This window comes from Haemophilus sp. Marseille-P9675 (assembly GCF_916862695.1).
GTDB lineage: Bacteria > Pseudomonadota > Gammaproteobacteria > Enterobacterales > Pasteurellaceae > Haemophilus > Haemophilus haemolyticus_K.
In genome coordinates, this window is record NZ_CAKASP010000001.1 from 735,910 (window position 1) to 758,046 (window position 22,137).

Sequence of the window (22,137 nt, forward strand, 5' to 3'; positions counted from 1 at the left end):
CGCGTGGAATACTAACACGCGCTTTTATTATCAAATATAGCAGTAATACTATTTCACATGACAGCTTATAGCCGTTTCGACATAAACAATTATCTGAGTGGCAATATCAATCCCGCTTGTTTTTTCAATCATTTCTAAGCCTGGGCTTGCATTCACTTCTAAAACCAATAATCCATTTTTTGAATGAATTAAATCCACACCAGCTACATCTAAACCGATAGCTTTTGTTGCTCTAATGGCTATCTGTTTCTCGTCATCGCTTAGGGTAATTTTTTCGGTTTTTCCGCCACGATGACAATTTGCCCGAAACTCACCATCTTGTCCAATTCTCTGCATCGTTGCCACAACTTGATCACCAATCACAAAACAACGAATATCCGCATTGCCCGCTTCTTCGATAAAATCTTGCTGCAACATAGATATATTGCTTTGCTTAAAAGCTTCCATAATGCTCACCGCACTTTGTGGTTTTTCAGCCAAAATTACCCCAATTCCTTGTGAACCATTTAGCGTTTTTAAAATTGTCGGTGAACTGATATGAGATACCGTCGCCTGAGCCAACACTTCACCGCCGCTTAAAAGTGAATTGGGAACTCGAACACCTGCATTCAACAACACTTGCAAACTTTTCCATTTATCACGCGCATTTAAAAATGCCTGAGATGAATTTAAACAAAAAGCCCCTTTGCCTTCAAAATGCTGTAAGACTGCACATCCCATTTGCGTACTCGTTGTGCCAAATCGAGGCAAAATGGCATCATAATCAGGCAATAAATAAGGTTTCGACTCGGAATTTTCTTGATAAAAAATCTGAAAGTGCGGTGGATTTTGTGAGAGTTTTAATAAGCAACGATTCGGATCTAAAATATCCATCTCATGCCCTTGGTGTTTCGCAGCTTCTTTTAAGCGTTGGCAACTGTAAAGACGAGGTTCGCGGCAAAGCATTAGTAATTTCATAATATTTAACTCATTGTCTACGATGTTCCGTATATTACACGAATAAAAACACTTTATGTAGACGATAAAAATCAGGTAGAATTGCCTAGAATTTTTAACTCAAAAAAGGAAATATTATGTTCGTTGTTATTTTTGGTCGTCCTGGCTGCCCTTACTGTGTGCGTGCAAAAAACCTTGCTGAAAAATTAAAAGGCGAAGTTGCTGATTTTGACTATCGTTATGTGGATATTCACGCAGAAGGCATTACTAAAGAAGATTTATCAAAATCTGTTGGTAAACCAGTAGAAACCGTACCACAAATCTTTATTGATGAAAAACCAATCGGTGGTTGCACTGATTTTGAAGCATTAATGAAAGAACAATTTGGTATCGTTGCTTAATTTTTCTTTTTAATTTATACAAAAAAGCCACGTTCAATTGAAAGTGGCTTTTTTCATAGGTTAATTTTAACCGTTATAACGTTTAAAAATTAATGTTGCATTCGTACCACCAAAACCAAAGCTATTTGACATGACAGTTTGTAATCCTGCATTTTCTTTCGTCTCAGTAACGATATTGCAACCTTCAGCAGCTTCATCTAAGGTTTCGATATTAATACTTGGTGCAATAAAATCATTATCCAACATTAATAACGTGTAAATTGCTTCGTGTGCACCCGCCGCACCTAAAGAGTGACCAGTCATTGATTTAGTTGAAGAAATCGCTGGAATTTTATCGCCAAACACATTTTTGATTGCACCTAATTCTTTCACATCCCCTACTGGTGTAGATGTACCGTGTACGTTGATGTAATCAATTGGGGTATCGACAGTTGCCATTGCTTGTTTCATACAACGCTCAGCGCCTTCACCACTTGGTGCCACCATATCGTAACCATCAGAAGTTGCACCATAACCGACAATTTCAGCGTAGATTTTTGCACCACGAGCAAGTGCATGTTCTAATTCTTCAACCACTACAACAGCACCACCACCAGCAATCACGAAACCGTCACGGTTTGCGTCATAAGCACGAGATGCTTTTTCTGGCGTTTCATTATATTTAGTTGAAACAGCCCCCATCGCATCAAACTCAGTAGCACATTCCCAAGATAATTCTTCCGCACCACCCGCAAAAACCACATCTTGTTTGCCTAATTGAATTAACTCAACCGCATGACCAATACAATGCGCAGAAGTTGCACAAGCAGAACTGATTGAATAGTTCACACCACGAATTTTATAAGGTGTAGCTAAACAAGCTGAAACACTTGATGCCATGGTTTTCGTTACCGCATAAGGACCAATCGCTTTTACACCACGAGGACCACGAGCTGCATCACACGCCACTAACTGATTATGTGCAGAACCCGTACCTGCACCAATCACTAAACCGGTACGATCATTAGAAACTTGATCTTCTGTTAAGCCAGAATCTTCAATCGCTTCACGCATAGAAAGATAAGCATAAGCTGCTGCATCACCCATAAAACGGAACACTTTACGATCAATGTGCTCGCTTGGGTTTAATTTGATTGTTCCGGCAACATGGCTACGCATATTCATTTCAACAAACTCAGGCACAACTTCAATACCTGATTTCCCTGCTTTTAATGAAGCCAATACTTCTTCTTTGTTGTTACCGATACTTGAAATAATCCCAAAGCCTGTAATTACAGCTCTTCTCATTGCTTCTTCCTTATTGTTTTATATATAAAAATAACGGCTCAAAATTACTACGAAATAAAAATATTTCAAGCAATAATTCATTTGTTCGACCAGTTCAGAAAATCGCGTTATTATATGCAAATTTCATTAGGCAAGGAAGGAATAAAAAATGACTTTTAGCGTCCAACATGCTGAGATTCACTTCAATAAAAACCATATTCCCGTCTCAGATCAATTCGATGATGTCTATTTTTCTAACGAAAATGGATTGGCAGAAACAGATTATGTTTTTCTACAAGGTAATCAACTTTGGGAACGTTGGATAACACACAAAGAAGCTAATTTTGTCATCGCTGAAACGGGATTTGGTACAGGATTAAATTTCTTTGCAGCAACCCAATTATTCCGTAAATTTCGCCAGCAACACGAGAATCATCCTTTAAAACGCCTAAATTTTATTTCCTTTGAAAAATATCCACTAAAAATCACCGCACTTTCGCAAGCTCACCTTGCCTATCCGCAGTTTGAAGATTTAAGCGCTCATTTGCAACGTTATTGGCCTTCATTGATTCTAGGTTGTCATCGAATTCATTTTGGAGAGACAACGTTAGATTTATGGTTTGGTGATGTGTCAGAAAACTTGCCACAACTTGGCGATTATATGAATGAACATATTGATGCTTGGTTTTTAGATGGCTTTGCGCCAAGCAAAAACCCTGAAATGTGGAATGATGATCTCTATAACTTGATGTTTCGTTTCACGAAACCCAATGGTTCTTTTGCTACCTTCACCGCAGCAAGTGCGGTCAGAAAAGGACTTGAATCCGCTGGCTTTAATGTGACAAAACGTAAAGGCTTCGGCAAGAAACGAGAATGCTTAAGTGGGCTAAAAATACAATCAAAATCTACCGTACTTTCTACACCTTGGTATCTCGCTCAGCATGCGAAAATGGAAAAACAAGATGTCGCTATTATCGGCGGAGGTGTTGCTTCCCTTTGTGCAGCTATTTCCTTAGTAAAACGTGGGGCAAAAGTCACTATTTATTGTGAGGATGACGCGCTCGCACTCAATGCCTCAGGCAATAAACAAGGCGCATTTTATCCGCAACTTAGCGATGATAATGGGCTCACCGTTGATTTTTACCTGCACGCTTTCAGTTACGGTCGCCAATTACTTGATTGGGCAATCGAACAAAACATAGCGTTTGAACACGAATTTTGTGGCGTAGCACTATGTGCTTACAACGAAAAAAGTGCGGTTAAATTAACAAAAATTTCTCAGCTTGGTTTACCGAACGAAATCTTCCAAATGCTGAATGCTGAACAACTCAGTAAAAAAGTGGGATTACCGCTTAATTGCGAAGGAGGTTGGATTGAACAAGGGGCTTGGCTTGCACCAAGACAATTTGTTCAAAATGCCTTTTCATTTCTTGAAAAGCAGGGTGTTGTCATTAAAACCTCACAAAAAATTACCGCACTTTCTCAACAAGAAAATAATTGGGAACTAGAAAATACGCAAGGTCAAAAATACTGCCATGAAGTCGTCATTCTTGCGAATGGATATAAAATTACTGATTTTGTTCAAACAGAAAAGCTACCGCTCTATCCTATCCGCGGGCAAGTCAGCCAAATTCCAACATCAGAAAACTTACTCAAACTGAAATCTGTGCTTTGTTATGATGGTTATCTCACCCCAGCCGATCAATTAAAAACCTCACATTGCATCGGAGCAAGCCATGTTCGTGATAACGTTGATCGCCATTTTAGCGAGCAAGAACAACAAGAAAATCAACAAAAACTCCAACAAAATATCGCTCAAGCTTGGACTCAAGATGTGGATACATCAGGTAATCTCGCTCGGGTAGGCATCCGCTGCTCTGTAAGAGATCTTGCCCCAATGGTGGGAAACGTGCCCCATTTTGAGCAGCAACAAGCGGATTATTACAATTTATTCAACCTCCGCCGTCGTAAACAACCTATTCAAAGTGCGGCCAATTTTAATAATCTTTTCTTAACGGCAGCCTTAGGTTCTCGTGGGCTTACCTCCGCCCCTCTATTAGGTGAAACCTTAGCTTCAATCATTTATGGCGAGCCATTACCAATAAGCGAAGCTATATTACATAACCTTTCAGCTAACCGAGCTTGGGTGAGAAAGTGGTTGAAAGGAAGCATCGTGGAATAATTTTACTTCAAAAAAATAACAGCACAGGTATTAAACTTGTGCTGTTAACATAATAAACGTAAATTTTACTTCACGCTTCCACAATTCAAACAATACAAATATTGTCCTTTAGGATCATTAAATTTAGTTAATACATTCAATTCCTTTTGTAATTTTTGAATTGGAGCTGGTATCCCTATCCAGCTAGCAAAAGCACGTTGCGTTGTTTTTTTCGTATCGTGTAATAATGTCTTTACAAAACTATTGCTATCATCATCTATCAACCATTCTACGCTAAAAGATTCCATTGCTTTTTCTTGACGTTGATTCACTAATTGTTCAGCTTTATTGATTGCTTCATTAAAAGAACCAATCTCATCTACTAAACCATTTTGGAATGCATCACTTCCTAACCAAACCTGACCTTGAGCAAGTTTATCTACTTGTGTTTTTGAAATTTGACGGCCTTTGCTGACAATTTCCAAAAATCTGTCATAACCATGCTCAATTTCTGTTTGATAAATATCTTGCACTGGTTTTGCTAACGGAGAAAAAGCGGATGTATTGGCTAATTCAGTAGTTGAAACGCCATCAGCATTCACACCTATTTTCTTAATGCTATTTTCGAAAGTCGGGAACATCGCGAAAATACCAATAGAACCCGTAATGGTGTTTGCATCGGCAATGATATAATCTGAAGTAGATGAAATCCAATAACCACCCGACGCGGCCATTGCTCCCATAGATACGATAACAGGTTTACCAATTTTCTGTAAATTTTCAGCCTCTTGTCGAATAATTTCCGAAGCAAATGCACTTCCACCTGGAGAATTAACGCGTAAAATCACCGCTTTTACAGCTTTATCGTCATAAGCTTTTCGTAAAAGACGCGCAATGGTATCTCCTCCGACATTTTCTTCATCACTTTCCCCATCAATAATCGTGCCCTCCACATTCACTACGGCAATTTTATTTGGCGAATTATCCTGTGGTGTTAAACGATCAGGGAATTGTGTTAAATAATCATCAAATGCAACTAAATTAGCTTCCCCATCTGCATTTTTGCCAAAAAGTGCGGTTAATTTTTTCTCTAAATCAAAACGTGTTGTCAAATGGGTCACCAAACCACGTTTTTGCGCATAGCGTGTCGAATCCCCTTTCAATGTTTTCAATTCAGATAAATATTGTTTCGCCGCAGGCAACAGTTCATTTGATTCAATATGACGATTTTCGCTTACCATTGAGGTATAGTGATTCCACATTAAATTTAACCAGCGCTGCATATTCGTTTTTGCCTCAACTGACATATCGTTGCGCATAAAAGGTTCTACTGCTGATTTATAAGTTCCTACGCGAAAAATATGTGGTGTCACTGCCAATTTATCGAGCATATCTTTAAAATATAAATTCTCTTGCGCCAGCCCATGGATATCCACCTGACCAATTGTATTAAGATAAATCTCGTTCGCAAAGCTGGCTAAATAATATTGCCCCTGTGTATAATTATCTGCATAAGCAATAACAGGTTTTCCACTTTCTTTAAAGCGATTAATCGTTGCACCAATAAAATCTAAAGCAGGTAAATCAGCTCCTTCAAAATGATTAAGATCGAGCACTAATCCTTTAATTTGAGGATCCTGTTGCGCATACTCAATCGCTGACACAACATCAAATGTTGAAATTTTTCTTGATACATACTCACCGTTCAATTCACTTAACGCATCTTGCCAACGAAGTGCTTCATCACGATTATCCGCTAAATAACCATCTAAATTCAGTAATAATGCGCCTTCCCCTGTTAATGTTGTAGATTTTTTTCCAGCGCTTGAAAAGCTAATAATCGCCACTAGCAATAGGACAAAACCTAGAAACACCACATTCATCACGAGATCACGAATGAAACACAGCGCTTTCCAACATAATTTTAATACTCTAAACATACGAATTACCTTTAAAAAATTTACGCTAGCGTATCACAAAGCCTTGTCAAAAACTATGCTATAATCTACCGCACTTTTGTTGACAGAGAACAATAAAATGGATGCACTTACCCTCTTAACCACAAGAAAATCAAATAAAAAATTAACCGCACCAGCGCCCAATGCTGAACAATTAGAACAAATTTTTCAAGCAGCAATGCGTGCACCTGATCATGGAAAATTACATCCTTATCATTTTATTGTAATGGAAAACGAGAGCTTAAATAAATTAGAAACGCTACTTAAAGCTGCCGTTGTAGAATTTGATTTGGGTGAAGAAAAATTAAAGAAAGCTGAAAATTTAGCCCATCGAGCACCTATGATAATCGGTGTTGTAGCAAAAGTTGATCCTACAATCGCAAAAGTACCAGGATGGGAACAAATGCTAAGTGCAGGTTGTGCAACTTACGGAATACAGTTGGCTGCACAAGCACAAGGATTTGATAATGTGTGGATTTCAGGGAAATGGATTAATGGCACTGCATTACGAGAAGCTTTCGGATGTCGTGAACAAGATCGTGTGATTGCATTAGTCATGATTGGCACGGGTATAGAGAAAGCAGAACGCGAATGCCGAGTTATCGATACCAAAGATTTTGTAACCTATCTATAAAACATTTCTTGCCTTCCTCGAAACTCTGAGGAAGGCAAAATATTGCTCTACTCTTCTTCTAATTCATCCACCATCGCTGCCAATATTTCTCGTGTAAGAAGGGCTAATGCACGATAAAAAGGCAATGTTGATTGCGTTTCTACTTGAGTTAAAAACTTCGCCGCACAAGGTAATAAAAAAGTTTCAAAGAATTCTTGCTGAGCCACTAAAGAATCCGAATTATCTTCAAGCCAAGAGGCGGTAAGCAATAATAAAGCAAAATGATCCGCACTTTCCACCTCTGGCATATTGCGCACAAGACGAAAATTCATAAATTCTTCAACATCAATTCCATAAGCTGAAATAGAGATCATGACTTTACCATGGGTACCAAATAATTTTTGATACTCTTCGTTCAATAAATCGAGATCAATTTTAGCTTGTAGGCTATTCAGCGCTAATTCACTTTCTTTATCAGTATCTAACGCCCAAACTTGACTTAAACCTTTTTGTTGTAACCAAGCAAACGCACCTGCAAGTACTTCATCGGTAGGAGAACGATAAAAAAGATTACCGAATAATCGACTAATTAATGAAAAATTATTAATTTGTTTTTCAGACATTACGCTTTTTCCTTTAAAAGTGCGGTCAATTTTTCTTTTGTTTTTTGAGCGGCAAGTTCAATCATTGCTTTACGCGCCTCATCATCAATTAAATGAATATCACCGAATAATTCAAACTCGACATTTTCAATACCACAGTAATTAAATAATCCATTAATTAAACAATGGTTGAGAGATTTATCCACACCAAATTCTCTATATTTATCGAGATTGCTACCAATGGTAATAAATTGCTGCATTTGCTTATTTTTGAGTAATCCCACTGATTCACCGTTTTCAGTTTTATAGGCAAAACCGTGACTTAATACGCGATCTAAATAGCCTTTCAAAATTGATGGAAATCCCATCCACCAAAGGGGATAAACCAACGTAATTAAATCCGCTTGAAGAATAAAATCATGCTCTTGCTGAATATCTTCTGGAATAATACCTTTGTTAGCATTCTGCAATTCTTCATGAGATAAAATTGGATTAAAATTTATTTCATAAAGATCACGAAAAAATACATTTACACCATTTTCTTCACTAATTTGCTCAATACGATTGGCAATCGATCGTCCAAAACTACGCGCTGAATTAGGATGAGCAAAAATAATTAAGTGGTTCATTTTTCTTATCTACTTGTAAGGAAATAAAAGGTGGCAGAAGTCTATCAAAATAGACCGCACTTTGCATATAAAATCACATAAAAAAAGCGGGCATAGCCCGCTCTATTATTTGCATCATCATTATGCTGCATTTTTACGTTCTTCTTCCATACATACTGCCGCAGTAAATAATACGTCAGTTGATGAGTTTAATGCGGTTTCAGTTGAGTCTTGTAAAATACCGATAATGAAACCAACACCGATCATTTGTGCTGCTACATCATCAGAAATACCAAATAAACTACATGCTAATGGGATTAATAATAATGAACCACCCGCCACGCCAGATGCACCGCAAGCACAAAGAGAAGCGACGATACTTAATAAAATCGCACTAACAAAAGAGACTTCCACACCTAATGTGTGTACTGCAGCTAACGTTAAAATTGTGATCGTGATTGCAGCACCCGCCATATTGATGTTCGCACCCAATGGAATAGAAACAGAATAAGTTTCTTCATCAAGGTTTAAACGTTTTGCTAATTCAATATTCACTGGAATATTTGCCGCAGAACTACGTGTAAAGAATGCGGTTACACCACTTTCGCGTACACAAGTCCATACTAATGGGTACGGATTACGACGAATTTTCCAATAAACTAATGCTGGGTTAATAACAAAAGCAGTAAATAACATTGTACCGATTAATACTGCAAGTAACTGCGCATAACCGCCTAATGCGACTAAACCTTTATCAGATAAGGTTTCAGCCACTAAACCGAATACACCAAATGGTGCAAAAGAAATAATGACATGAACAATTTTTGATACACCTTCTGCAAAATCAGATAACACGTTTTTAGTTGCATCAGATGCATGACGTAACGCTAAACCTAAACCGATAGACCATGCTAATACACCAATAAAGTTTGCTTTGAAAATCGCATTTAATGGATTGTCTACCACATTTAAAATAAGGGTAAATAAAACTTGGCCAACAGCTTGTGGCGCTGAGCTTGCATCTTCTTTCGTTGCAAGAACCACTTCCGTTGGGAATACGAAACCTGCAATAACTGCAACAATCGCTGCTAAGAATGTACCGAGAAGGTAAAGCACAATGATTTCTTTCATATTGCTTTTCGTACCAATCTTACGGTTTGCAAGCGCAGCCATAACAAGGAAGAAAATCAAAATTGGCGCAACAGCACGCAATGCTTTAACAAAGATGGTACCTAAAACGCCTACTTTTTCCGCAATATTAAAACCTAAAGCACCTTCAAGTGCCGGTCCAACGAGCGCAATAATGATCCCTAGAACTAAACCAGTTGCAATTCTTTTTACTAAATTGCCCTGGAATAACAGACGAAATAAACGAGATGTGTTCATACTTTTATCTTTCTTTTTAATAAATTTAACTTCAGATTGTCGCCAATCCACCTATGAGGAGATTAAAGATAGCGTAAATTCTTATCGAAAGAAAATATTTTTTGTTATTTGTCATCCAATAAATGAACTTTTTTCTAAATTTGTTAGATATTTTCTAAAAACATACTGATAAAAAAATTTTTTATTTAAGCTATTGACACCCTGTATGAAACACCAGTAAAATTTAACTGTACAAAAAAACAAGGTAAAAGGTTATTTATCCATATTATTTAACAGGAGATAAGAAAATGAACAACCAAACTTTGACTGCGCAATATGAAATGGATTTTTCTTATAATCCACTGCCTTTTTTCAGTGATATGGATGACAGCCTTAAATTCAATAAAAAACTAGACTTGAATCTTTATTGTATCAAACGTCCAAAGCAAACCTGTTTTATTCATGTAACCAATCCAAATATGTTAGCTTGGGGGATTGAAAGTGGAGATATGCTAGTCGTTGAAAAAAATGACGATCTTTATTCAGGTGATCTTGTTGTGCTAGAAGAAAATAACGAATTTCATGTCTATGAATTTATGGCGCATAGCGGCAATTACCTTTTCATGGCATTGGATTCCACTACACCAAATATAAATACCAAAGATTGGTCGAATTTACCCATTGTCGGCACCGTAACCAATACGATTCATCAAATGAAACGTCGCGATAAAATGAAATGGGCTGCGTAGTTAAAGGCGAATAAAAAAGTGCGGTGAAAATCAACCGCACTTCTATCTAGTATCTAGATTATATTTCAATTAATTACTCTTCACTTTACGTCTAGCAATCACCGCATCAGAAAGCTGTTTAAGAAGAATTTCAGAATCTTCCCATCCAATGCAAGCATCTGTAATACTTTGTCCATAAGTCTGCGCTTTACCATCAACTAAATCTTGACGGCCTTCCACTAAATGACTTTCCACCATTACGCCAAAGATTTGTTTAGAACCAGATGCAATCTGATTGCATACATCTTGGCAAACGTCCATTTGTTTTTTAAATTGTTTACAGCTATTTGCATGGCTGAAATCAACCATAACATGTGGAATATGACCAGACTTCTCAATATCCGCACAAACTTTTGCCACATCTTCAGCGTTATAGTTTGGTCCTTTATCACCGCCGCGTAAAATAATATGGCAATCTTCATTCCCTTTTGTAGAAACAATCGCAGAATGACCAAATTTGGTTACAGATAAGAAATAATGAGGGGCTTCTGCTGCGCCAATTGCATCTAAAGCGACTTTCACTCCCCCATTAGTTGCATTTTTAAACCCAACAGCACAAGATAAACCTGAAGCTAACTCACGGTGAACTTGTGATTCAGTCGTACGCGCCCCAATTGCGCCCCAGCTCATAAAATCTGCAACATATTGTGGCGTGATCATATCTAAAAATTCACCAGCAGATGGCACACCTAAATCATTAATATCAGAAAGTAATTTTCGTGCAATGCGTAAACCATCATTTAAACGATAAGTATCATTTAAATACGGATCGTTAATTAAACCTTTCCAGCCCACCGTTGTACGTGGTTTTTCAAAGTACACACGCATAATAATTTCAAGGCTATCTCTATATTTTTCACGTAATGGTTTTAAACGGTTTGCATACTCAATTGCCGCTTTAGGATCATGAATAGAGCAAGGACCAATAATCACTAATAAACGATCATCTTTACCATGAATAATATTATGTGCTTCATGACGCGTTTGTTTTACTAATTTAGCCGCATATTCACTAGCGGGGTATTTTTCTAATAAGGCAATGGGCGGTAAAACCTGATCGACTTTCTCAATACGCGTATCATCGTTTGCCACGACAATTTCAATTTTTTCTTTAGCCATACATCACTCTCTTGCTTTCAAATGTTGTGTTTAATTATGTTGTTACTCTACACTTATTTTTTGTACTAGTAAACTAGTTCATTATGTTTTTTTAAGCTTATTATGAGAACAATCTTATTAAACAATCTTTAATAAAGCATTGCAAGTGAAATGGTATGACATAATAACGGGCATATTTTCCCCTCTTTTAATGTTAATTAAAGCATATTTTTAAAGCCGATATAAAAAAACACCGCACTTTGCGGTGTTTTTTCATTATGTTTTTGCTATCAGATAATTACCATTGATAACCTACGCCAGCTGCAACGCCAGTTTTACCTTGGCTATTTGCCGTACCAGATAAACGGATGATGATCTTACCATTATCAGAAATACGAGACATCCCTACTGCAAGACCATTTTGACCTTGGTAGCTACCCGCTGCAATACCAACTAAGCTCTTACCTGGTGTATAAGCCTGCGGAATATTCGCCGCTGCCAATGCACTTGCAGTACCTGCATCACCACGTTTTCCAACTTTGTTGATCTTGTTATCCAAGTCGCCAAGTTTATGCCCAATACCTGCAGCTACAGCATATAACTGGCTACCATTTATAGCATCTTTAGAAGTTGCTGAAATTTCACCTGGAGCCACACCTGTAACTTTAGTAGGTGTTTTACCATCTGGACCACTTACGTTGATATTTCCAGCCTTATTAGTGATCTTAGGCCCTTTATCACCAAACTGAACACTGTCAAAGGTTACATTAGAAGCAGTTGCGTAAGTCACTTTACCGTTAGACTCTTGTTTCACGGTCATATTTTTGCCTGCAACCATTTCAACTTTCTTACCTGGATTGATCATTTCTGGTGTACCTGAAATTTTCTCTCCACCATTTGCTGAAGTGCTTAATGTAAAGCCAGACTTGTTAATTGCATTTGCTACATCTTGTGCAGTCGCCACTTTATTTGCAACATTTGCAATATTATTTGCCGCATCTGCAACTGCTTTTTTAGCAGCATCAATAACTGCAGCTGGTGCCGTCGGTGGCAAGCTATTTAATGCATTTGTCGCATCTTCTAATGCTTTAGTCATTTCTGGTGTCACAACTGGGCCTTGAACGCTACCATCAGCATTATTAGTGATGCTGCCTGTATCAATGTCAAACTTCACATTACTTGTTGTACCGTTTGGTGTGGTTTCTACCACTGCTTTGGTACCTTTGCCATCTACAAAGTTAACAGTGTCATAAGGTTTTACGAAATCTTTCGCTTCACCATTATTTTGTAAATTCCAACCCGTATTCAACACATCTGATACTGTTGCCGCATTGTTACCCGCAAATTTAGGATTAGCTTTTCCATCTGCCGTTTTAGGATTCAACAAGTCAGCTGCTTCAGTTGCCGTAATCGGCGCAGACTTGTTGTCTTTACCTGCAATCGGATTGCCCGCAACATCTTTGGCATTCTTATCTGCATCATTTACAGACGGAAGATTAGATTTCACATTACCCAATGCTGTTGGTGCACCAATTACATTCGGTGCGGCCGCAGGATTAACCATGTTAGTTGTTAAATCTGCAGGCTTCACTTCTGTTACAGTTGGATTACCTTTGTCGTCAACGGTAAAGTATTTGTCGCCCACTTTAGTTACTGGCGTACCGTTCTTGTCCGTATATTGGACAGGCAAACCAGTCACATCGACTTTTACTGTCGTTGTGGTTACTTTATTGCCGTCTTTATCAACAGACTCTTTCGTCGCCAACTTAACTTTCGTGTTGTTTCCGTCTGCAAAACGAAGTTCGTCGTCAGGGTTGACTTTTTCATCTTTATCGTTGAAGTCTGCAGCAGATAATTTTTCTGTTTGCTTACCTACAACAAAACCAGATTTTTGAATCGCTGTTGCTACTTTATTACCTGTTACATAGCCATCACCTGCATTGGTCGGGGTTGTACCCGCGTCAGGAGTTACTGGATTTGCCTTGGCGTTTGGCTTACCAGTTTTCGGATCAATATCTGCGGTATTGTAATATTGGTCTCCTACTTTGGTTACCGGAGTATCCGTTCCATTGACTTTAGCCGTAAATTGATTCGGTTTGATTACCTCACCATCTTTAACGCTAATCGTGATTTCACGGACGCCATCAGTTGTTGTAGTACCTTTGACGGAAATGCCGGCACCGCCTTTGAAATCCACTTGGTTGGCGTTCTTCACAACATCTTTATAGCCGTTGCCGTCTTTGGTCGATACCACCCAACCCATATTTTGCAGGTCGCCTACGGTTGCAGCAGCGTTTTTATTCACCGGTGCATCTTTGGTACCTACTAAGTCAACCAAGTTAGGACGCGCATCACCCGTTGTCGGCGTACCGTTCGGATTAGTATCCACTGGTTTCACGTTCAGGGTAGAGCCCACACCCGTAATCTGAGTCGGTTTGCCGTCTGAAGAAGAAACATTCAGCGCAGTCGTCGGTTGGTCTTCCGCTTTATTGCCGTTATTCGTTGCAGGTTTGGCTTTCTCCGCCTTCATCGCAACTGGTGCTAGCTTGGTTACTTTACCTTCTTCAATTGGCTGACCTTTAGAATCAGTGTAAGTACCGTCTGTATTTTTGGTTACAGGCTTACCGTTTTCATCGACATAAGTATTGTCACCCACATTTACCGTATTGAATGACACATCGTCTTTGGTTGCATAGGTAATCGAACCATCTTTCTCATGTTTCACAGACATATTTTTGCCCGCTTTCATAGTAATGGTATCACCTGGGTTGATCATCTCACCATTTGCCAAATCAGCCGCAGTTAAGTTGTCTCCCTCTGTTTTACCCGCTTTCAGCGTAAAGCCAGAGTTGTTGATCATATCCGCAACGTTTTGGGCAGTCGCCACTTTGTTCAACGGAGCTGCTGCAGCTTGGGCATCTTTCAATGCTTTTTGTGCTTCTGCTTTCTTATCTTCAGGCGCATCCGCAGGCAAATCTTTCACTGCCTGTTCAGCTTTCTTCAGATCGTCTGCCAGTTTCTTCGCGTTCTCTGCTGTCGTTGGACCGTTTACCGAACCATTTGTATTGCTGGTAATTTCACCCGCATCCACATCAAACTTCACGGTGCTGCTGGTCGCATCGTCTGCAGTTTCCACTACAGCGACGGTACCTTTGCCGTTGATGAAGTTCACGGTATCGTACGGTTTCACAAAATCACGAGCTTCGCCGTTGTTTTGCAAATTCCAACCCGCATTCAATACGTCGGAAACGGTTGCCGCATTGTTGCCGGCGTTATTGACGATATCGGCAGCTTCTTTAGCTGTAATCGGCGCAGATTTGTTGTCTTTACCCGCTTTAGGCGTTGTGCTGTTCGGGTCGAATGCCTGTTTGTTGGTATCGTTCACCGTCGGCAGGTTGCTGCCGATGTTTGCCAACTGCATCGGTTTGTTTGTTTTGTTGTCGCCATTGTTCATGGAGGCAATCACGTCACCTTTCGGTACTTCTTGGGCATTTTCTTTCGGTTTGCCGTTTACAACATCACCGGCTTTATAGAATTTATCGCCGACTTTAACCAGCTTGTCACCAGCCTTATTGGTATAAACCACCGGAGTTTGAGCCGCTTCAACAGTTTTTTGTGCATCCACGTTCACAGTAATGGTGCGGATACCGTCTTTATCGGTTTCACCCGTAACGGTAGCCAGACCTGTGCCTTTGAAGTCCACTTGGTTGGCGTTCTTCACAACATCTTTATAGCCGTTGCCGTCTTTGGTCGATACCACCCAACCCATATTTTGCAGGTCGCCTACGGTTGCAGCAGCGTTTTTATTCACCGGTGCATCTTTGGTACCTACTAAGTCAACCAAGTTAGGACGCGCATCACCCGTTGTCGGCGTACCGTTCGGATTAGTATCCACTGGTTTCACGTTCAGGGTAGAGCCCACACCCGTAATCTGAGTCGGTTTGCCGTCTGAAGAAGAAACATTCAGCGCAGTCGTCGGTTGGTCTTCCGCTTTATTGCCGTTATTCGTTGCAGGTTTGGCTTTCTCCGCCTTCATCGCAACTGGTGCTAGCTTGGTTACTTTACCTTCTTCAATTGGCTGACCTTTAGAATCAGTGTAAGTACCGTCTGTATTTTTGGTTACAGGCTTACCGTTTTCATCGACATAAGTATTGTCACCCACATTTACCGTATTGAATGACACATCGTCTTTGGTTGCATAGGTAATCGAACCATCTTTCTCATGTTTCACAGACATATTTTTGCCCGCTTTCATAGTAATGGTATCACCTGGGTTGATCATCTCACCATTTGCCAAATCAGCCGCAGTTAAGTTGTCTCCCTCTGTTTTACCCGCTTTCAGCGTAAAGCCAGAGTTGTTGATCATATCCGCAACGTTTTGGGCAGTCGCCACTTTGTTCAACGGAGCTGCTGCAGCTTGGGCATCTTTCAATGCTTTTTGTGCTTCTGCTTTCTTATCTTCAGGCGCATCCGCAGGCAAATCTTTCACTGCCTGTTCAGCTTTCTTCAGATCGTCTGCCAGTTTCTTCGCGTTCTCTGCTGTCGTTGGACCGTTTACCGAACCATTTGTATTGCTGGTAATTTCACCCGCATCCACATCAAACTTCACGGTGCTGCTGGTCGCATCGTCTGCAGTTTCCACTACAGCGACGGTACCTTTGCCGTTGATGAAGTTCACGGTATCGTACGGTTTCACAAAATCACGAGCTTCGCCGTTGTTTTGCAAATTCCAACCCGCATTCAATACGTCGGAAACGGTTGCCGCATTGTTGCCGGCGTTATTGACGATATCGGCAGCTTCTTTAGCTGTAATCGGCGCAGATTTGTTGTCTTTACCCGCTTTAGGCGTTGTGCTGTTCGGGTCGAATGCCTGTTTGTTGGTATCGTTCACCGTCGGCAGGTTGCTGCCGATGTTTGACAAGTGCATAGGGTTGTTTGCAGTGTTATCGCCATTGTTCATGGAGNCATTCAATACGTCGGAAACGGTTGCCGCATTGTTGCCGGCGTTATTGACGATATCGGCAGCTTCTTTAGCTGTAATCGGCGCAGATTTGTTGTCTTTACCCGCTTTAGGCGTTGTGCTGTTCGGGTCAAATGCCTGTTTGTTGGTATCGTTCACCGTCGGCAGGTTGCTGCCGATGTTTGACAAGTGCATAGGGTTGTTTGCAGTGTTATCGCCATTGTTCATGGAGGCAATTACGTCTTCTTTAGGCACTTCTGTTCCTGTCGGTTTGCCGTTTACGACATCACCGGCTTTATAGAATTTATCGCCGACTTTAACCAGCTTGTCACCAGCTTTATTGGTATAAACCACCGGAGTTTGTGCCGCTTCAACAGTAATAGTACGAATACCATCTTTGGTTTCGCCGGTTACAGTAATGCCATTTTTACCCACGAAGTCCACTTGGTTCGCATTTTTCACCACATCGTTGTAGCCATTGCCATCTTTGGTTGATACCAACCAACCCATATTTTGTAGGTCGCCTACTGTTGCAGCAGCGTTTTTATTCACCGGTGCATCTTTTGGTCCCACTAAGTCAACCAGATTTGGTTTGTCTGCATCGGCTGTCGGCGTACCGTTTGTGTTGGTATCCACAGGTTTCACGTTCAGAGTAGAGCCCACACCTGTAATCTGGGTCGGTTTGCCGTCTGAAGAGACGTTCAACGCCGTTGTCGGTGTTTTGTCCATTCCGTTGTTGCTTGCAGGTTTGGCAGCTTCGGTTGTGAAGTTAACCGGTGCTTTACCGTTTTGGGTATCACCCACTTTGACAGAAGTAAATTCAACGTTGTCTTTGGTCGAATAGGTCACTTTACCGTTCGCTTCTTGTTTCACGGTTAAGTTTTTACCTGCAATCATTTCAACAGCTTTGCCTGGGTTGATAACTTCATCACCAGTAGATGTAGCGTCTTTTTCTCCGCCTTCAACTTTAGATGTTTTCAACGTAAAGCCAGAGTTGTTGATCATATCCGCAACGTTTTGAGCAGTCGCCACTTTGTTGCTATTTGGTGAATCATCAATAGCTTTTTGAGCGGCATCAACTTTATCTTTGGCTGCTTGTACTTTTGCAGGATCAGCATCTTTTGGTAATTTCGCTAATTCATCTTTTGCATCTTTTAACGCTTTAGTTAACGTTTCGCCAGCTGGGCCAGTTACCGAACCATCGGTATTTTGAGTGATTTTAGCAGTTTCAACAGATGGTACTTCCACATCAACGGTAATAGTGCGCACGCCGTTCACGGTTTTACCCGATACTTTGGCTGCGTTTTTGCCGACGAATTTCACTTCGTCCGCATTTCTCACAACATCGTTGTATGACTTATCTTCTGCACCAGTCGCTTTATCTGATGAGACTTTCCAGCCCATGTTCGCCAAATCTCTAACAGTTGCAGCAGAGTTCAATACATTAGGAGACAATGGTGTTTGACCGTGAGCTGTACCTAAGTTGACAACATTAGGCTGTGTTGTCGGAGCACTACCATCTGGCGTTGTTGTAACAGGGGTTGTATTCAATACGGAACCCACGCCTGTAATTTGGGTTGGTTTGCTGTCTGAAGACACGTTCAATGCTGTTGTTGGCTGTTCCGGATTATTATTTGCAGTAATCACATCACCACTTTTCAGCTCAACCGGTTTTTTACCATTTGCGGTATTGCCCACTTTTACCGTAGTAAACTCAACATTATCTTTTGTCGAGAATGTGAATTTACCGTCAGTTTGAGCAATCTTGATGTTTTTATCAGCTTCGAAAGTTACCGTATCACCAGCTTTAACCGCTTGTTTTTTAACTGTACCGCCATTTTCGCCATCATTCGTTTTCGATGCAATTGCATTCCAAGCCGCGTTGTTCACAGCGTTTACAACCGTATCTACCGTTGCGATTTTACCTGTGTCATTAGGATTAACCGCTACAGTTCCAGCTTTATCTCCTGAGTTAACAGGATTAATTGTACCAGTATTAACTTTTAAGCCGTTGTCATCGGTTGTAAGGGTGTTATCGGCAGCTTTTACTTTAACGCCTTCGTTTGTTACTTCTAAAGACTTATCTGCCGGTTTAACAGAGATAGTATTTCCTGTCGGATCTTTTTGTAGACCATTACCAGTATTGACACTGTATTTGATTGTGCTGGTTTTGCCGGCTGTATTTTCAACAGATACACTTGTGCCGTCGCCGTCAACAAAATTAACGGTGTCATAGGCGGTAACAAAATCTTTTGCCGTACCTTTTTCTTGCAAATTCCAGCCTGCATTCAATACATCGCCTACGGTTGCAGCGTTGTTTTTGATGCCATCTACATTAGATGGTTTGTCTGCTTTAGTTGTCGGCGCAGTTGTATTTGCTTTCGAACCGTCAAGATTGCCGGCTACATTGGTAATCGGATTACCTCCGTTGTCTAAACCGTTTTGGGTTAATGAAACTGGGCTCTTACCTACCGGAGTAATAGTTACACCTTCATTAGTCAGCTTAGTTGTCGGCGCATTTGCATCTGTGCCTTTAAACTCTGCGCTGGTCAGGTTGGTTAATACAGGGTTCAGGCTGTAGGCAAAATCGGCTTTTCTGATTTTCTTTTTAACTGTTTTGGTTTTATCAAAATCATCCTGAACATCAACTTCAGATACAGTTTCATCACGGTCTAACTTCAAGTTGTTGCCGACTTGGAGTTGAACTTTGTCATCCGAACGGATTGCAGTTTCATAATCTTTTTTCGCTGAATCCGCATTTGCTTTTTTAGATGTAAATACACCTGAAGATCCCGCTACTTCATTACCGCTTGTGTTAAAACCTGCTGCAATTTTTTTGGTGATAGAGTTCAACTGAGAACCATTGATAGCATCTGTAGAGTCTTCAGCTACACGACCAGCTGCCACATTTTTCAATTGACGTTCTGCGCCAGAGCTACCGAAGGATACGACGTCGCCTTCAGAGGTATGGGTACCGCCCGCCCATTTAAATGTGTAAGCAATCTTGTCTGTTTCTGTATCGGAAACAATATTGCCGTCGCTGTCGTAGTTCACGCTTAATTGTCGCGTACCCACCAAATCGGTTGTAGAGCCCGTACCGATCGCCACCGCATTTTGTTTAGTCGCATGTGCACCAGTACCTAATGCCAGAGAACCGATAGCATTAGCACGCGCGCTCGCACCGATGGCTGTTGCCAAATTTCCTGTTGCTAATGCATGAACGCCCAAAGAAGTTGAAGCATGACCGTTTTTATTGTCCTTATGGGCAAAGTCAAGGGTGGATACATCCATATCGAGGCCTGTTAGCTCCTTATATGCCTCAGCGATGGTTCCTGGAGTCTTTGTTGTCGCAGCAAAAGTATAATTACGGGTAACGTCTTTACCGTTAATTTTCTCGGTTACGCTTTTAGCGGTTATGCCACCAGTTGCTTTTTCAAACTCTGTTTTTTGACCAGCAGCCGATGAAATATCTGAGCCGCCAATCATAATAGAGGAATCGCCTTGTGCATTGGTACCCAAGCCCATAGCAATCGCACCCTGATTACCAGACGCTTTCGCCCCTTGACCAACTGCAATATCAGCCTCTTTCGTTGCTTGTGCCAACTGACCGACTGCAACAGAAGAGTTTGTAGCCTTAGAACTATCACCGACAGCTACCGCAGATTTGTCAGCATTTGCCTGATAACCTGCAGCTACCGCAGATTCTTTAGCACGGGCAGCCGTACCAGCCGCTACTGCATAACTGCCTTGCGCTTCCGCACCCATACCGATGGCGACTGCTGCCTCCGCATTTGCCACTACAGACGCACCAGAGCCAATGGCTGTCGCACCAAAGGCACCTTTTCGAACGATAGAGTTCGTACCAATCGCCACGCCCAACGGGGTGGTAGAGTGGGCTTGCATACCGATTACGGTAGAACCGTCTTGACCATAGCTAGCACGATAGGCTCTATCTAATTCTGTGCCTACAAGCTCCTTATATTTAGCGGTAATCGTAATAGGCTGACCATTTTTTCCTGTGCCAGGCGTTGTCTCAGCATTAAAATCATTTACGCCTTTGGCATCTCCGCTATTAGGATTCGCGGCTTTAAAATATTTCTTTCCGTCATAGGCTTGAATATCATTACCACCGATAACGATAGAACCTTGACCTGCTACAGATTGGGCACCAATGGCTACCGATTGGTCACCAATGGCACGGGTGTTACGGCCTAGTGCGGTACCTTCATTAATATCTACATTTTGGAAAGAGAAGAAGTTGTCATCTTTAGCCTTTCCTGAGTTTTGAAAATAATTTAATGTACTTGTAGTGCCGCCAAAGGCTTTGACCAATACCTTATCGTTATCATCCGCATCCGTACCAACACCAAGAGGTTTTCCATCAGTATCCACAGAGCGATACCCTACCCCCGCGCCGGCACCGAGTGCGACTGAATTGTTAACGGCAGTATTATTTTTATTAAGTCCTGTATAGGCATTCGTACCAATAGCCACACTACCGTCATCAGCTCGTAGTCCTGTACTTTGATCATTTGTCTCGAAGTTACTTCTATTGCTACCCGCAGTTGCCCTTTGACCGATAGCAATACTACGTCCGATACCTTGATCGCGGCTTTTGGCGTCCTTACCAAGAATTATATCCCCCTCTTTTTTGGCAGCTGCTGAGTTACCAATTGCTATTGTATCTTTTCCTTGTGCAAATGATGCCAAGCCTAAGGCTATGACTCCTTCTTGTTCTGCCTTCGCTGATTTACCTATAGCAATTGTATCTTTAGCAGTGGCTCTAGCCCCATATCCTAAAGCTGTAGCTCCTTCTTGAGTCGCAAAAGCTGTTCCGCCGACCGCTGTGGTGTATTTATTCGTTGATTCTGCACTAGTACCTAAGGCAACACTAGATTCATTCGATGCCTTTGCAACATTACCGATTGCTACTGATTTATCACCGGTCGCTTTAGCTCCAACACCGATTGCCTCTGCAAGAGTTCCCGATGCTTGAGAGTCAATTCCCACTGCAATTGCACTATCTCCTGTGGCTTGTGCTTTTCTACCTACCGCTACTGCATTGTTCTGAGTAGCCGTAGATTCTTTACCCACAGCAACAGCATTATTTCCTGAAGCATTTGACGATGTCCCCCAAGCAACACTGTCGCCAGATCCTGTTCCCTGCGCATTAACGGCAGCATAAGCCGAATGGCCGCTTAATAACGCCAAGGCGATGGCTGAAGATTTAATAAAATTGCCTGAAAATTTAACCGCACTTCCTTGTGAATTTGATGAACTTTGTTTTTTGTGTGCTTTGGTTAATTCTGAAACGACCACCCAAGATTGCGTTGCTTGGCTCCAAACGATACGGAAGATTTTATTCATAAATGTCTCTCTAA

12 protein-coding genes are annotated in these 22,137 nt (G+C 40.9%); 4 read left to right on the forward strand and 8 right to left on the reverse strand.

Annotated features, from left to right (window positions below; genetic code table 11):
• Positions 1-48: 48 nt before the first annotated feature.
• Positions 49-957, reverse strand: a complete 909-nt coding sequence (locus tag LIX50_RS03515; protein ID WP_048953566.1) for a RimK family alpha-L-glutamate ligase — start codon at positions 955-957, stop codon at positions 49-51.
• 116 nt (positions 958-1,073) lie between these two features.
• Between LIX50_RS03515 and LIX50_RS03520 the strand changes: the two genes are divergently transcribed.
• Positions 1,074-1,337 carry a GrxA family glutaredoxin gene (locus tag LIX50_RS03520; protein ID WP_005628952.1) on the forward strand — a complete coding sequence of 88 codons (264 nt, stop codon included), beginning with the start codon at positions 1,074-1,076 and terminating at the stop codon, positions 1,335-1,337.
• 66 nt (positions 1,338-1,403) lie between these two features.
• Here the strand turns inward: LIX50_RS03520 and fabB are convergent, their stop codons facing one another.
• A complete protein-coding gene (gene fabB, locus LIX50_RS03525; RefSeq protein WP_048953564.1) occupies positions 1,404-2,624 on the reverse strand; it encodes a beta-ketoacyl-ACP synthase I in 1,221 nt (406 codons plus the stop codon).
• A 148-nt stretch (positions 2,625-2,772) separates the two neighbouring features.
• Here fabB and mnmC point away from each other — a divergent pair, with 148 nt between their 5' ends.
• Complete coding sequence (gene mnmC, locus LIX50_RS03530; protein WP_048953563.1) at positions 2,773-4,785, forward strand: bifunctional tRNA (5-methylaminomethyl-2-thiouridine)(34)-methyltransferase MnmD/FAD-dependent 5-carboxymethylaminomethyl-2-thiouridine(34) oxidoreductase MnmC; 2,013 nt, start codon at positions 2,773-2,775, stop codon at positions 4,783-4,785.
• Positions 4,786-4,850: 65 nt separating this feature from the next.
• Here mnmC and sppA read toward each other — a convergent pair whose 3' ends face one another.
• The gene (gene sppA, locus LIX50_RS03535; protein WP_048953562.1) at positions 4,851-6,704 is read right to left on the reverse strand and encodes a signal peptide peptidase SppA; all 1,854 of its coding nucleotides are present in this window, start codon (positions 6,702-6,704) and stop codon (positions 4,851-4,853) included.
• Positions 6,705-6,801: 97 nt separating this feature from the next.
• Here sppA and LIX50_RS03540 point away from each other — a divergent pair, with 97 nt between their 5' ends.
• Positions 6,802-7,356, forward strand: coding sequence for an NAD(P)H nitroreductase (locus LIX50_RS03540; protein ID WP_048953560.1), 555 nt, complete (start codon positions 6,802-6,804; stop codon positions 7,354-7,356).
• A gap of 47 nt (positions 7,357-7,403) precedes the next feature.
• Here the strand turns inward: LIX50_RS03540 and LIX50_RS03545 are convergent, their stop codons facing one another.
• From LIX50_RS03545 to sstT, 3 genes are all read right to left on the reverse strand, one after another.
• Positions 7,404-7,958: a molecular chaperone gene (locus tag LIX50_RS03545; RefSeq protein WP_048953558.1), complete on the reverse strand. Its 555-nt coding sequence runs from the start codon at positions 7,956-7,958 to the stop codon at positions 7,404-7,406.
• Positions 7,958-8,566 (reverse strand): NAD(P)H-dependent oxidoreductase, encoded by a 609-nt coding sequence (locus tag LIX50_RS03550; RefSeq protein WP_048953556.1) that lies wholly within the window; start codon positions 8,564-8,566, stop codon positions 7,958-7,960. The genes LIX50_RS03545 and LIX50_RS03550 overlap by 1 nt, the downstream gene beginning before the upstream one ends.
• 120 nt (positions 8,567-8,686) lie before the next feature.
• Positions 8,687-9,931 (reverse strand): serine/threonine transporter SstT, encoded by a 1,245-nt coding sequence (gene sstT, locus LIX50_RS03555; RefSeq protein WP_048953555.1) that lies wholly within the window; start codon positions 9,929-9,931, stop codon positions 8,687-8,689.
• A gap of 287 nt (positions 9,932-10,218) precedes the next feature.
• Between sstT and LIX50_RS03560 the strand changes: the two genes are divergently transcribed.
• Positions 10,219-10,659, forward strand: coding sequence for a LexA family protein (locus tag LIX50_RS03560; RefSeq protein WP_048953553.1), 441 nt, complete (start codon positions 10,219-10,221; stop codon positions 10,657-10,659).
• Positions 10,660-10,728: 69 nt separating this feature from the next.
• Here LIX50_RS03560 and aroG read toward each other — a convergent pair whose 3' ends face one another.
• Complete coding sequence (gene aroG, locus LIX50_RS03565; RefSeq protein WP_048953551.1) at positions 10,729-11,817, reverse strand: 3-deoxy-7-phosphoheptulonate synthase AroG; 1,089 nt, start codon at positions 11,815-11,817, stop codon at positions 10,729-10,731.
• A 277-nt stretch (positions 11,818-12,094) separates the two neighbouring features.
• On the reverse strand, positions 12,095-22,123 hold the full coding sequence (locus LIX50_RS03570; RefSeq protein WP_226385888.1) for a YadA-like family protein: 10,029 nt from the start codon (positions 22,121-22,123) through the stop codon (positions 12,095-12,097).
• Between the last annotated feature and the right edge of the window lie 14 nt (positions 22,124-22,137).

What these genes read in the sequence shown, in the direction of transcription:
- LIX50_RS03550 (WP_048953556.1), bottom strand. Translation starts at nt 8,566, where the DNA reads ATGAACCACTTAATTATTTTTGCTCATCCTAATTCAGCGCGTAGTTTT.
- LIX50_RS03560 (WP_048953553.1), top strand. Translation starts at nt 10,219, where the DNA reads ATGAACAACCAAACTTTGACTGCGCAATATGAAATGGATTTTTCTTAT.
- LIX50_RS03545 (WP_048953558.1), bottom strand. Translation starts at nt 7,958, where the DNA reads ATGTCTGAAAAACAAATTAATAATTTTTCATTAATTAGTCGATTATTC.
- sstT (WP_048953555.1), bottom strand. Translation starts at nt 9,931, where the DNA reads ATGAACACATCTCGTTTATTTCGTCTGTTATTCCAGGGCAATTTAGTA.
- LIX50_RS03515 (WP_048953566.1), bottom strand. Translation starts at nt 957, where the DNA reads ATGAAATTACTAATGCTTTGCCGCGAACCTCGTCTTTACAGTTGCCAA.
- fabB (WP_048953564.1), bottom strand. Translation starts at nt 2,624, where the DNA reads ATGAGAAGAGCTGTAATTACAGGCTTTGGGATTATTTCAAGTATCGGT.
- aroG (WP_048953551.1), bottom strand. Translation starts at nt 11,817, where the DNA reads ATGGCTAAAGAAAAAATTGAAATTGTCGTGGCAAACGATGATACGCGT.
- LIX50_RS03520 (WP_005628952.1), top strand. Translation starts at nt 1,074, where the DNA reads ATGTTCGTTGTTATTTTTGGTCGTCCTGGCTGCCCTTACTGTGTGCGT.
- sppA (WP_048953562.1), bottom strand. Translation starts at nt 6,704, where the DNA reads ATGTTTAGAGTATTAAAATTATGTTGGAAAGCGCTGTGTTTCATTCGT.
- LIX50_RS03540 (WP_048953560.1), top strand. Translation starts at nt 6,802, where the DNA reads ATGGATGCACTTACCCTCTTAACCACAAGAAAATCAAATAAAAAATTA.
- mnmC (WP_048953563.1), top strand. Translation starts at nt 2,773, where the DNA reads ATGACTTTTAGCGTCCAACATGCTGAGATTCACTTCAATAAAAACCAT.